Origin of the sequence: Bradyrhizobium sp. 62 (assembly GCF_023073035.1) — a bacterium.
Lineage (GTDB): Bacteria > Pseudomonadota > Alphaproteobacteria > Rhizobiales > Xanthobacteraceae > Bradyrhizobium.
On sequence record NZ_JADPIT010000019.1, the window covers coordinates 148,631 to 161,091 of the forward strand.

Sequence of the window (12,461 nt, forward strand, 5' to 3'; positions counted from 1 at the left end):
TGTGATGGAGACCGCGCTTACATCCTCAGTTCGGAGGCTTCTTCTTGCTGCGCTTGGGAGACGCAACGGGCGCATTCGCAGGCGCCGTTGTCGTCGGAGAACTGCCCAATTGCGACCTGCTCTCCTGCAATCGCCTGTCATAGCCGGGAGAGTTCATGACCGTCGGCGGCCGGGCCTCCGCGACCGAGGACGCGGCGCAGAGCACGGCCAACGCGAATCCGATCGTCAGACGACGTTTCATCGTTGCTCCTCCCGTCGCGCAGCCTGAGCTCATGCGTTATCCGCGAACCTGCTGCGGCGTCAGCCGCGGTGAGCCCTTGCCCGCGGCCTCAGCCTCTTTGATCAGCGCAACAATGCGGCGCGACAGCGGCACGTCGACATTGTTTTGTTCGGCGAGCGCGATGATCGCGCCCTGGAGATAGTCGATCTCGGTCTTGCGGCCCTGCTTCAAATCCTGCCACATCGAGGAACGCGCCTCGGGATCGATCTTCATGGTCCGTCCCAGGATCAGCTTGAAAATCGGATCAGGCAGTCTCAGTAAGCTGGGCGTCCAGGATGACGGGATCGGCGTCGCCGAGACCGGTGTAATGCCCGCGGCCCTCATCGCAGCCAGCCCCTCCGCCATCTGGTCGGCGAACAGCCTTCGCCAATCGCGGTTCGCCAATTGCGCGGCGAGCGGCATGTCGGACAAGGCGCTGAGCGCGTTGTTCAAATTGATGATCAGCTTGCCCCATTGCACGCCGGTGATGTCGTGGCTCGCGCGCATGGCGAGCCCCGGCACCGACAGCGCTGCGGCCGTGCTCGCATCATCCTCGCCGACATGAATGTCGCCGGAGGTCGAGCGGTGGAAGCGGCCCTCGCCCATCCCGACCACGTTGAAAGGCACCATGCCGGCGAGCACGCGACGGTCGCCGAGGCGCTCGCGCAGCACCGCGACATTGCCGACGCCGTTTTGCAGCGAGACGATGACGGCGTCCTGCGGCGCATGCTGCGCGATCTGGTCGGCGACACCGGCCGTGTCGGCGCTCTTCACTGTGACCAGCACGATGCCGGCACTGTGGAAGATCGCGGGATCTTCCGACAGCGCGAGGCGGCCCGGGTCGAGCTTCGTCTCGGAGCCGTCGAAATCGGTCAGAAGCAGGCCGAACCGCTCGATCTCGGTCTTCACCCGCGGCCGCCCCAGGAACGCGACGCGGCGGCCGGCAGCCGCCAGGGTGCCGCCGACGAAACATCCGATGGCGCCTGCGCCGGCCACCACGATCGGTCGATCCGTCATCACCTCGGCTTGCCCCTTTAACGATCTGCCCTCGATAGCAGAGGCTGTGCCTGCTGCCCATTCCCGCAGTTGCGGCGCAATCGCCTTGTAACCGTCATGACAGCCTCATATGTTTTCGAACGGGGCTTGTTACCGGCAAGAAAGCGCCAAAGGAGAACGCCATGGGTTTGCTCGACGTCCTCAACGGCATGCAGAACGGCCCGCGCGGCCCAAGCACGCCGAGTTCACAATCCTCACCCAGCGGCGGCATGTCGCCCATGACCATGGCGCTGCTTGGCCTGCTCGCCTGGAAGGCATTCAAGCATTTGAGCGGCAACCAGACCGGCAGCGCGCCGCAGCCGTCCCCGGCACCGACGCCGACGCATCTCCCCCCGCCGGGGAATGCGGGCGCTGGCGGTGGTCTCGGTGACCTGTTGAAGGGCGGCCTTGGCGGCCTGCTCGCGGGTGGCGCGGCCGGCAGCGTGCTCAGCGGCGGACTCGGCGATCTCCTCAACCAGCTGCAGCATAGCGGTCATGGCGACGCTGCCAATACCTGGGTCGGCAAGGGCGAGAACAAGGCGATCGCACCAGGCGATCTCGCCAATGCGCTCGGCGCCGACCAGATCGAGAGCCTGTCCGCCCAAAGCGGCCTGTCTCGTGACGAACTGCTCTCCGGCCTCAGCCAGTATCTGCCGCAGGTGGTCGATCATCTGACGCCGGACGGACGGCTGCCGACCGAGCATGAGATCGCGGGCAGAGTCTGATTTAGTTTAGTCAAACGAGGGAAGCACGGACATGAGCATGGGTGGCTTGTTGTGGATCATCTTCGTCGGCTTCGTCGCCGGCCTTATCGCGCGTTGGCTGGCGCCGGGACCGAACAATCCGAGCGGCTTCATCCTCACCACCATCCTCGGCATCGCCGGCGCGTTTCTCGCGACCTTCATCGGCCAGGCCATCGGGCACTACAGTCCCGACCAGGGCGCGGGATTCATCATGGCCACCATCGGCGCCGTGGTGGTGCTGTTCATCTGGCACCGGCTGGTGGCGAGCGGCGTGATCAAGGGGTGACGCGCTAAGGCGTCTGAGGAAAAGGCACACGGCCCCCACATCGTCATTGCGAGGAGCTCTTGCGACGAAGCAACCCAGAGTGTTGCCTTGGAGGCAGTCTGGATTGCTTCGCTTCGCGCTCGCAGCCTGGATTGCTTCGCTTCGCTCGCAATGCGGAAAATTGGAGGAAGCCATCATGTCCCAATTCACGTCACCAAATGCATGCCCGCATCCATGCGCACGACCTCGCCGGTCATGTTGCTGGAGGCCGGCATCGCCAGGAAGCAGACGAGTTGCGCGATGTCTTCCGCCGATGATGCGACCTTCAGCGGCACCTTGGCCACGACGCTGTCGCGCACTTGCTTGGCGCCCGCCTCGCCACGGCCTTTGGTGAACCAGGGCGTATCGATATAGCCCGGGCATACCGTGTTGACACGGATCAGCGGCGCCAGCGCGCGCGACAGCGACAGCGTCATCGTGTTGAGCGCGCCCTTGCTCGCGGCGTATGCGATCGACGATCCGACGCCGCTGATGCCGGCGACGGAGGAGATGTTGACCACGGCGGACGGCCGCCCAGAGGCCTTGGCGCCCGCCTCGAGCAGGCTGCGCGCCGCGCGCACCATCTGGAACGGGCCGATGGTGTTGACGCCGTACAGGCGCTGGAAATCTTCCGCCGACAATCCATCGAGATCGGCATGAGCGACATGCTTGGTGGTGCCGGCATTGTTGACGAGCACGTCGAGCCGGCCCCAGGCGCCAGCTGCCGCAACGATCTTGCGGCAATCGTCATCCTTGGAGACGTCGCCCTGCGCGACCAGAACTTCCGGTGAGCCCGCTTTGCGGCACAGCTCAGCGGTCGCCTCCGCTTCCTTCTGGCTCGAGGAATAGTTGATGACGAGCCGCGCTCCGCTCCGTGCGAGAATTTCCGCGGTCGCAGCACCCAGGCCGGAGGCGGACCCCGTCACGATTGCGCACAAACTGTCCTTTGCCATCCGGATTTCCTTCCCCTTGATTGAGTATCGACATTCTGTTTAGCGAGTTTGCCGCGCCCTGCAAATCGAGCAAACTCCGCTAAGCGGAATTAGCTCATCGCCCATGCCCGCGCCGCAGGTTGACCTGCGATCAGCGCTTGTCAGGGCCATGGCTTTTTCGGATCATCGGGCGCAAGAAGAACCTGCGCGTCCGCCCACGGGGCGGGAAGCGCCAATGGCAAAACACGGGGAACGCTGTGGCGGAGAGTGACAATATCGTCGTCGAGACCGCGGAGAAAATCTTCGCCGATCTCGCCGATCCGCAGACCGTCAACAACGACAAGAAGGATTCATGGCAGGCGCCGCTCTGGCAGGCGCTGAGCGAAGCCGGCCTGCCGTTGGCCTGGGTGCCGGACGATCTCGGCGGCTCCGGCGCGAGCCTTGCCGACGGCTTTGCGCTGCTGAACGCGGCCGGCCGTTTCGCAGTCGCGGTTCCCCTGGCCGAGACCATGCTCGCCGGCTGGCTGCTGGCGCAGGCGAAGATCGCATCCCCCGAAGGGGAGATGACGGTGCTGCCGGCGTCGCCCAAGGATCGCATCACCCGCGACGCCGACGGTGCGCTCTCCGGCCGCGCCCGCGGCGTGCCCTTCGCAAAGGCGGCAAAGCACTTCGCAGTGCTGGTCCACGGCAAGGACGGCGCCTCGATCGCGCTGGTCGATGCGAGCAAGGGCCGGATCGAGACCGGGCTCAATGTCGGCTACGACCACAGCGACACCGTCACGCTCGACAAGGTGCAGCCCGTCACCGTCAAGCCCGCCCCGAGCGGCTTTGACCAGACCACAATGATGCTGATGGGCGGCGTCGCGCGCAGCCTTCAGATCGCGGGCGCGCTGGAATCGATGCTCGACATCTCCGTGCGCTATTCCAACGAGCGCGTCGCGTTCGAAAAGAAGATCGCGAAATTCCAGGCCGTGCAGCACAATCTCGCCCGCCTTGCCGGCGAGTCGGCTGCCGCCCTTGCCGCGGCGACCTCCGCGGCCGACGCCATCGCCAACGCAAAGTCCTTCGACGACGCGGTCTATCTCGAAGCCGCCTCGGCAAAAATCCGCTGCGCGGAAGCCGCGGAAAAGGGCGGCGCCATCGCGCATCAGGTCCATGGCGCGATCGGCTTCACCCTCGAGCACATCCTGCACCGTTATTCGTTGCGGGCGCTGGCCTGGCGCGACGATTTCGGTTCGGAAAGCCACTGGGCCGTCGAGCTCGGCAAGCTCATTGCCAACCGCGGCGCCGACGAATTGTGGCCGCTCGTGGCTTCGCGCTGATCAGGGACGAGACAATAATGACCGCTGCCCTTCGTTTCGATCCGATCCGCCTGCCCGAGAAATGCGAGCAATTGCGCAAGGAAGTGCGCGCGTTCCTCGCGGAGGAAGTCGCCGCCGGCACCTTCGATCCGCACAAGCCCAACCGCGAAGACACCGACGCGCCGGAATTTTCCCGCCGGGTCGGCGCCAAGGGTTGGCTCGGCATGACATGGCCGAAAAAATATGGGGGCCAGGAGCGCTCGTTCCTCGAACGTTACGTGGTGACGGAGGAGATGCGCGTCGCCAACGCGCCGACGCGGCGATTCTTCGTCGCCGACCGCCAGAGCGGGCCGGTGCTGATCAAATACGCGCCCGAGCACATCAAGATGGACATCCTGCCGCGCATTTGCCGCGGCGAGATCTGCTTCGCGATCGGCATGAGCGAACCGAACTCCGGCTCGGACCTGTTCGCCGCGAAGACGCGCGCGACCAAGACCGACGGCGGCTATCTCATCAACGGCACCAAGATCTGGACCTCGTCGGCGCATATCGCCGACTACATGATCGCGATCTTCCGGACGTCGCAGCCGACCAAGGAAAACCGCCGTCACGGCCTGACCCAGTTCCTGGTCAAGATGAAGCAGCCAGGCATCCAGGTGAACCCGATCGGCCAGATCACCGGCCAGTACGAGTTCAACGAGGTCGTCTTCACCGATTTCTTCGTGCCCGACGATCATGTACTCGGCGAAGTCGACGGCGCCTGGAAGCAGGCCACCAGCGAGCTCGCTTATGAGCGTTCGGGCCCCGAGCGTTTCCTGGAGACCTATTACGTGCTGACCGAGCTGGTTCGCGCTGTCGGCCCCAATCCTGATACCCGCAGTGCCGAAGGCATCGGCCGGCTGGTGGCGCAGCTCCACACCATGCGGCGCATGTCGGTCTCGGTCGCGGGCATGCTGCAAGCCGGCAAGGAGCCGGTCGTTGAAGCCTCCATCGTCAAGGACATCGGCACCGTGTGGGAACAGCAGCTGCCGCACCGCGTGCGCGATCTCGCCGCCTTCGTCGAGGAGACCGCGACCAACCGCGAGACGCTGGAGCGGCAGCTCGACTTCGCCATCAAAACCGCGCCGAAACTCACCATCCAGGGCGGCACCACCGAGGTGCTGCGCGGCATCATCGCCCGCGGGCTTGGTTTGCGCTAATCATTCGAGGACATCATGAGCACTTACAAAGATATCGGCGTCGAGAAAGTTGGTCACGTCGGCACCATCGAAATCCGCCGCCCGCCGCTCAACTTCTTCGACATTTCGCTGATCAACCAGATCGCGGACGCGCTCGACGAGTTCGATCGCGACATCGAGATTCGCGCCTCGGTGCTGTCGGCGCAGGGCAAAGCGTTTTGCGCCGGCGCGAATTTCCAGGATCCGGCACGGCAGGCGCAAGAGGCACGCGAAGCCGACAAGACGGCAAAGGGCGATCCGGCCGACAGCCTCGGGGCGATCAACCATCTCTATATCCAGGCCGTGCGCATCTTCCGCGCCAAGAAGCCGATCGTCGCGGCCGTGCAGGGCGCCGCCATCGGTGGCGGATTGGGCCTCGCGGTCTCGGCGGACTTCCGGGTCACCTGCCCCGAAGCGCGCTTCTCCGCGAACTTTACCAAGCTCGGCTTCCATCCCGGCTTCGGCCTGACCGTGACGCTGCCCGAGCTGATCGGCAAGAACAACGCCGAACTGATGTTCTACACCAGCCGCCGCGTCACCGGCGAGGAAGCCTTCAAATGGGGCCTCGCCAACGAACTGGTGCCGCAGGACCAGGTCAAGACGGCCGCACTGAAGCTCGCCAGCGAAATCGCCGAATGCTCCCCGCTCGGCCTCGTCTCCACCCGCGCCACGATGCGCGCCGGGTTGGCCGACCGCGTCATGGCCGCGACCAATCACGAGCTCGAGGAGCAGACCCGCCTGCGCGCGACGGAAGACTTCAAGGAAGGCGTGAAAGCCACGGAAGAGCGCCGCGCGGCGAATTTCAAGGGAAGGTGATTGCGGCAGGGTCGCGCCGCACGCCCTCTCTCAATCCGTCATCCTGAGGTGCGAGTAGCGCGATGCCTAGCATCGCGCTGGGAGCCTCGAAGGATGAGCGGCCCCGCTGGTGGCCGTCGCCCTTCGAGGCTCGCCCAAGAGGCGAGCACCTCAGGGTGACGGATCACTACCAAGCACTCAACTGACGCGGAACGTCACCCCGCCGAGCAAGAACTCGTTGCCCGCCACGGCATGTCCCTTCGCCCTCGCGGCGTGCAACACACCGGCAACATCAGCGACCCGAAACTCCAGCGCGCTCATGATTTCGCTGGCGCCCTTCACGAAACGGAAGGTCGCGTTGGGCAACTTCAGTTCAGCATCGCCGCTCGGCGCAACGCCGATGATCTTGCCCCAATGCTCGGCCAGCCCTTGCGGATCCGGGCTCTGCATTTCCACGCTCGTCAACGCCTGCGTCACGTCCTTGCGGATGAATTTTTGCCAGTCTGGCCCCGCCGGTGGATACGGACCCAAAATGTCGTCGCTGCCTTCGGTGTGGTTGAACTCGATGAAGGCGGCGCGGCAGTCGCGGGGATGGAGCTGCACTCCGTGATAGGGCGCGTGGTCGATGACGTTGGCGGTGCGCACGCCAAGCGCGTTGGCGTTACGACCGCGCTCGTCGGGATCGTTGCAGCAGAAGATCACCATGTAGCCGCCGCGCCCGCCGCTCTTCTCGATGAAGCGGCCGGCCGTGGTGCCGTCCTTGAACGGCGCGACCACCTCCAGCAGGATCGTGTCGACCGGCAGCAGCGCGTTCTCCAGGCCGTACTTTGCGACATTGCCGTCGCGGTAGCAGACAGCGAGGCCCATGATATCAGCGATATCGGTGATCACGGGCGCGAGCTGCGGCGCGACCAGGCAGATCTGCCGCAACCGCATATAGGGCGCCATCGTCATGCGCCCTTGAAGGTCGGCTTGCGCTTCTCGACGAACGCCTTGGCGGCCTCCTTGTGATCCTCGGTATCGCTGCAGCGGGTGTGGTGGATCGCCTCGCCGTCGAAGCAATCCTCCAGCGCCAGATGCTCGGCATTGTTGATGTTGCGCTTGATGAAGCCGAGCGCGATCGAGGGCCCTTGCGCCAGCGACAGTGCGAGCTCGTGCGCGGCCGCGTCGATCTCGGCGTCGGGCACGACCTTCGTCACCATGCCGATCGCATGCGCTTCTTTCGCCGTCAGCACCGGCGAGGTCAAATAGAGCTCGCGCGCCCGCGCGCTGCCGAGCAGCTGGGTGAGGAAATAGGTGCCGCCGTAATCGCCGGAGAAGCCGACCTTTGCGAACGCGGTGGTGATCTTGCAGGATTCGGAGGCGACGCGGAGGTCGCACGACAGCGCCATCGACAGACCCGCGCCGGCGGCAGCGCCGTCGAGCTGCGCCACCACGGGTTTTGGCATCTGGTGCAGGATGCGCGACACCTCCATGCCGCGGCGCAGGTTCGCCATCTTCACTTCGAACGGCAGCGGCGCCCGGCCCTCGGCCATCGACTTGACGTCGCCGCCCACGCAGAAGCTGCCGCCCGCGCCCTTGAACAAGACCGCACGCACCTCCGGATCATCAGCCGCGCGCCGTGCCGCCACGACCAGCCCGGCGACCATGTCCGGGTTGAGCGCGTTCTTCCGCTCGGGCCGGTTCATGGTGATGGTGAGCAGCCCGCCTTCGAGCTTCTGCAGGACCATGTCGTTGCTCATGGGACGTCTCCCTTGCTGTTCTTTGCTTCGGTCTATCGACGCTCGTCATTGCGAGCGAAGCGAAGCAATCCTGTCATTGCGAGCGAAGCGAAGCAATCCAACTATTTCCGCGGCACGGATTCTGGATTGCTGTTTCCGCGGAGACAGCCTGGATTGCTTCGTCGCTTCGCTCCTCGCAATGACGAGTGTTTATTTCTTCACCAACGGGCAGCGCGACTGCTCCAGGGACTGGAACGCCTCGCTGCCGGGCACGGTGGCGAGCAGCTTGTAGTCGTCCCAGCGGCCCTTGGATTCCGACGGCTTCTTGACCTCGAACAGGTACATGTCGTGCAACATGCGGCCGTCCTCGCGGATCTTGCCGTTCTTGGCGAAGAAGTCGTTGATCGGCGTCTCCTTCATCACTTTCATGACTGTTGCAGCGTCCGTCGTGCCGGCCGACTTCACGGCCTTCAGATAGTGCGTCACGGAAGAGTAGACGCCGGCTTGCGCCGAGGTCGGCGGCCGCTTCATGCGTTCCTGGAAGCGCTTCGAGAACGCGCGGGTGTCGTCGTTCAGATCCCAGTAGAAGGCTTCCGCCAGCAACAGGCCCTGCGCGGTCTCCAGCCCGATCGAGTCGATGTCGGTCACGAAGGCGAGCAGCGGCGAGACCTTCTGGCCGCCCTTGGTGATGCCGAACTCGGCCGCCTGCTTGATGGCGTTGACGGTGTCGCCGCCGGCGTTCGCAAGCCCGATCACCTTTGCCTTCGAAGCTTGGGCCTGGAGCAGGAACGACGAGAAATCCGACGTATTGAGCGGATGGCGCACGCTGCCGAGCACCTTGCCGCCGGTCTTGGTCACGACGGCGCTGGTGTCCTTCTCCAGATCCTGGCCGAAGGCGTAGTCGGCGGTGAGGAAGTACCAGGTGTCGAGGCCGGACTTCACGGCCGCAAGGCCGGTCACATTGGCCTGACCGTAGGTGTCGAACACGTAGTGGATGGTGTAGGGACCGCAGGCCTCGTTGGTGAGGCGGATCGAGCCCGGGCCGTTGAACATGATGATCTTGTTACGCGCTTTCGCGATCTCGCCGGCGGCAAGCGCAGTCGCGGAGGCCGCGACGTCGTAGATCATCTCGACGCCCTGATTGTCGAGCATGTCGCGAGCGATGTTGGCAGAGAGATCGGCCTTGTTCTGATGGTCGGCAGCCAGCACCTGGATCTTGCGGCCGAGCACCTCGCCGCCAAAGTCCTCCACGGCCATCTTGGCCGCGGTCTCGCTGCCGGGGCCGGTGATGTCGGCATAGAGGCTCGACATGTCGAGGATACCGCCGATCTTCAGTGGCGGCTTGTCCTGCGCCTGCACGGCGCTTGCACTCAGCGCCAGCGCAGCAGCGAAAATGCCCGACAAAACATGCTTCATGGAAAAGATCTCCCTTATCGCGCCGTACTCTGATGGCGGCTTGGTTATTGCTCTTGGTTAAAGCTGTTGCCTAAAGCTGTTGCCGCAATCATGCCGCATGCACAAGAGCGCAGCAAGCGCGAGCTGCGACGCAGGTCGCGCTTGTATCGCGCGTTTTCCGCAAAACGGAATGGCTCGGTCAGGATAAACGTTTGTCCGTCATTGCGAGCGCAGCGAAGCAATCCAGCTATTTCCGCGGCACGGATTCTGGATTGCCTTCCGCACCGAGACAGTCTGGATTGCTGCGTTCCATGGAGAGATTCTGGATTGCTTCGCTGCGCTCGCAAGGCCTGGATTGCTTCGCTTCGCTCGCAATGCGGCGTGTGAGGAAGGGTCTTCGCGACACGCCGCGCTTGAGTTAAAATTGGCGCGTAACGCAACCTCACCGGGCAACGTGACCCAACGGCTTCACCTGATCGCAATCCTTCTCTTCGCGGGTCAGAGCGCATTCGCGAGCCCGTGCCAGTTCGAGTCCCAGGGCGAAGGCCGCGTCGCCGCGATCGATGCGCGCAGTCTGCGTCTCGATGACGGCCGGGAAATCCGCTTGACCGGCATCGAGCCGACCGCGACCACGCAGCAGGCGCTGACCACGCTGCTCGTCGGTCGCGACGTTATTTTGCGCAGCGCTGACGACACGCCCGATCGCTATGGCCGCCAGGGCGCGCTGGTCTTTGTCGGCGAGGGTGACATCTCCGTGCAGGCGACGCTCCTCGCCCAGGGCGACGCCATCGTCTCCGCCGAGATCGCCGATAAGGACTGCGCGGCCGCCCTGATGGCGTCGGAGGCCGAGGCGAGGCGCCAAAAAAAGGGCAGCTGGGCTGACCCGTCGGCCATAAAAAACGCGGAAAGTCCGGACGATATTTTGGCGGGGATCGGGCGTTTTGTGGTGGTCGAGGGCAAAGTCCTGTCGGTCCGGCAAGCTGGGGCAATGACCTACCTCAACTTCGGACGGAACTGGACACGCGGCTTCGCCGTGACTATTTCAAAGCGCATGGTACCCGCGTTCGAAGGCGCCGGGATCGTCCTTAAGTCTCTGGAAAATAAACGTATTCGTGTCCGGGGCTGGGCTGAGGGGAATACGGGGCCGCGTATCGATGTACGCCTCGTGGCACAGATCGAGTTGCTGGGCGCAAACGAGCCGACAGGGGTAAGGCCCTAAAAGGGGCCAGGCACGGGTTAAGCGACGTGAATGGGGTGCTAGGACGGCACGGACGAGGTGAACGCCGCCGCCTGCGGGCAGCGCCGGCTGCGCTATGCCTCGTGCTGGGTTCAGCCCTCGCCGGCTGCGGCGATATGGGCCGGTTCCAGACCGCGGCGGCCCCGCCGACCGTCGCGATGCCCAAGCCGAAGCCGGCCGTCGCGCAGACCCCCGCCACCGAGAAGGAGCACGAGCGCATCCTGGCGAACTATGGCGGCACCTACGACGACCCCAGGCTCGAATCGCTCGTCACCAAGACCGTCGACCGGCTGGTCGCGGCGTCCGACCGCCCCGATCAGGGTTACCGGGTCACGATCCTCAATTCCGGCGCGGTGAACGCCTTCGCGCTGCCGAACGGTCAGCTCTATGTCACACGCGGCCTTCTTGCGCTGGCGAGCGATACGTCGGAATTGTCCTCCGTGCTCAGCCACGAGATGGCGCATGTGCTGTCCAAGCACGCCGCGATGCGTGAGGACCAGGCCCGCCAGGCGGCGATCGTCACCCGCGTCGTCACCGACATGAGCAACGATCCCGATCTCACCGCGCTCGCGCTCGCCAAGACCAAGCTGACGATGGCGAGCTTTTCGCGCAATCAGGAGTTCGAGGCCGACGGGGTCGGCGTCGGCATTTCAGCCAAGGCCCATTTCGACCCTTATGGTGCCGCACGCTTTCTCTCGGCGATGGAGCGCAATGCCGAGCTGAAGGTCGGCAAGACTTCGCTCGATCCGCGCGCGCAGGATTTCACCTCGTCGCATCCGGCGACGCCCGAGCGCGTGCAGAACGCGCAGACCATCGCGCGGCAATACGCAGCGCCAGAGGGCGGCGAGCGCGACCGCGAGACCTATCTCGCCGCGATCGACAATCTCGTCTACGGCGAAGACCCCAGCGAAGGTTTTGTCCGCGGCCGGCGCTTCCTGCATCCGAAGCTCGGCTTCACCTTCCAGGCGCCGGACAATTTCACGCTCGACAACACCGCGCAGGCCGTGATCGGCGTGCGCGACGGCGGCTCGCAGGCGATGCGGTTCGACGTCGTGCGGGTGCCGGCCGAACAGTCGCTCGGCGATTACCTGAATTCCGGCTGGATGGAGGGCGTCGAGAAGGCCTCCACCGAGGACATCACCATCAACGGTTTTCCGGCTGCGTCTGCGACCGCGAAGGGTGACCAGTGGCAGTTCAAGGTCTATGCGTTGCGCTTCGGCAGCGACGTCTACCGCTTCATCTTCGCGGCCCGGCAGAAATCGACCGAGAGCGAGCGCAATGCGCGCGAGACCGTCGGTTCATTCCGCCGGCTGACGCTCGACGAGATCCAGGCCGCGCGCCCGCTGCGCATCAAGGTCATCACCGTGCAGCCCGGCGACACCGTGGAATCGCTCTCCCACCGCATGGCCGGCGTCGATCACCCCGCCGAGCGCTTCCGCGTCCTCAACGGGCTCGATCGCAACGCGCAGGTGAAGGTGCGCGATCGTGTGAAGGTCGTGGCGGATTGACCTACACTAAGCTG

13 protein-coding genes are annotated in these 12,461 nt (G+C 64.7%); 7 read left to right on the plus strand and 6 right to left on the minus strand.

Features of this window, described 5'->3' with window-relative positions; all coding sequences use genetic code 11:
• Positions 1 to 25: 25 nt before the first annotated feature.
• Positions 26 to 241, minus strand: coding sequence for a hypothetical protein (locus IVB47_RS22380; RefSeq protein WP_247363028.1), 216 nt, complete (start codon positions 239 to 241; stop codon positions 26 to 28).
• 36 nt (positions 242 to 277) lie between these two features.
• Positions 278 to 1,279, minus strand: coding sequence for a 2-dehydropantoate 2-reductase (locus IVB47_RS22385; protein ID WP_247464346.1), 1,002 nt, complete (start codon positions 1,277 to 1,279; stop codon positions 278 to 280).
• Between the two features lie 158 nt (positions 1,280 to 1,437).
• Here IVB47_RS22385 and IVB47_RS22390 point away from each other — a divergent pair, with 158 nt between their 5' ends.
• The gene (locus IVB47_RS22390; protein WP_247464348.1) at positions 1,438 to 2,019 is read left to right on the plus strand and encodes a YidB family protein; all 582 of its coding nucleotides are present in this window, start codon (positions 1,438 to 1,440) and stop codon (positions 2,017 to 2,019) included.
• Positions 2,020 to 2,050: 31 nt separating this feature from the next.
• Positions 2,051 to 2,323, plus strand: a complete 273-nt coding sequence (locus IVB47_RS22395) for a GlsB/YeaQ/YmgE family stress response membrane protein (RefSeq protein ID WP_247464350.1) — start codon at positions 2,051 to 2,053, stop codon at positions 2,321 to 2,323.
• Between the two features lie 185 nt (positions 2,324 to 2,508).
• Here IVB47_RS22395 and IVB47_RS22400 read toward each other — a convergent pair whose 3' ends face one another.
• On the minus strand, positions 2,509 to 3,294 hold the full coding sequence (locus IVB47_RS22400; protein ID WP_027567946.1) for an SDR family oxidoreductase: 786 nt from the start codon (positions 3,292 to 3,294) through the stop codon (positions 2,509 to 2,511).
• Positions 3,295 to 3,530: 236 nt separating this feature from the next.
• Between IVB47_RS22400 and IVB47_RS22405 the strand changes: the two genes are divergently transcribed.
• From IVB47_RS22405 to IVB47_RS22415, 3 genes are read left to right on the plus strand one after another with little or no spacing between them, the layout of a single operon-like run.
• A complete protein-coding gene (locus IVB47_RS22405) occupies positions 3,531 to 4,595 on the plus strand; it encodes an acyl-CoA dehydrogenase family protein (RefSeq protein WP_247464352.1) in 1,065 nt (354 codons plus the stop codon).
• A 17-nt stretch (positions 4,596 to 4,612) separates the two neighbouring features.
• Complete coding sequence (locus IVB47_RS22410) at positions 4,613 to 5,773, plus strand: acyl-CoA dehydrogenase family protein (protein ID WP_247464354.1); 1,161 nt, start codon at positions 4,613 to 4,615, stop codon at positions 5,771 to 5,773.
• Positions 5,774 to 5,788: 15 nt separating this feature from the next.
• The gene (locus IVB47_RS22415) at positions 5,789 to 6,607 is read left to right on the plus strand and encodes an enoyl-CoA hydratase/isomerase family protein (protein WP_247464356.1); all 819 of its coding nucleotides are present in this window, start codon (positions 5,789 to 5,791) and stop codon (positions 6,605 to 6,607) included.
• A gap of 177 nt (positions 6,608 to 6,784) precedes the next feature.
• Here the strand turns inward: IVB47_RS22415 and IVB47_RS22420 are convergent, their stop codons facing one another.
• The 3 genes from IVB47_RS22420 to IVB47_RS22430 form a co-directional block, all read right to left on the minus strand.
• Positions 6,785 to 7,534: a hypothetical protein gene (locus tag IVB47_RS22420; RefSeq protein ID WP_247464358.1), complete on the minus strand. Its 750-nt coding sequence runs from the start codon at positions 7,532 to 7,534 to the stop codon at positions 6,785 to 6,787.
• A gap of 2 nt (positions 7,535 to 7,536) precedes the next feature.
• On the minus strand, positions 7,537 to 8,328 hold the full coding sequence (locus tag IVB47_RS22425; RefSeq protein ID WP_247360837.1) for an enoyl-CoA hydratase: 792 nt from the start codon (positions 8,326 to 8,328) through the stop codon (positions 7,537 to 7,539).
• A gap of 189 nt (positions 8,329 to 8,517) precedes the next feature.
• Positions 8,518 to 9,723: an ABC transporter substrate-binding protein gene (locus tag IVB47_RS22430; protein WP_247363033.1), complete on the minus strand. Its 1,206-nt coding sequence runs from the start codon at positions 9,721 to 9,723 to the stop codon at positions 8,518 to 8,520.
• Positions 9,724 to 10,126: 403 nt separating this feature from the next.
• On the opposite strand from IVB47_RS22430, the gene IVB47_RS22435 reads away from it, so the two are divergent.
• Positions 10,127 to 10,921, plus strand: a complete 795-nt coding sequence (locus tag IVB47_RS22435) for a thermonuclease family protein (protein ID WP_247464361.1) — start codon at positions 10,127 to 10,129, stop codon at positions 10,919 to 10,921.
• A 134-nt stretch (positions 10,922 to 11,055) separates the two neighbouring features.
• Positions 11,056 to 12,447, plus strand: a complete 1,392-nt coding sequence (locus IVB47_RS22440) for a M48 family metalloprotease (RefSeq protein WP_247464472.1) — start codon at positions 11,056 to 11,058, stop codon at positions 12,445 to 12,447.
• Positions 12,448 to 12,461: the final 14 nt, after the last annotated feature.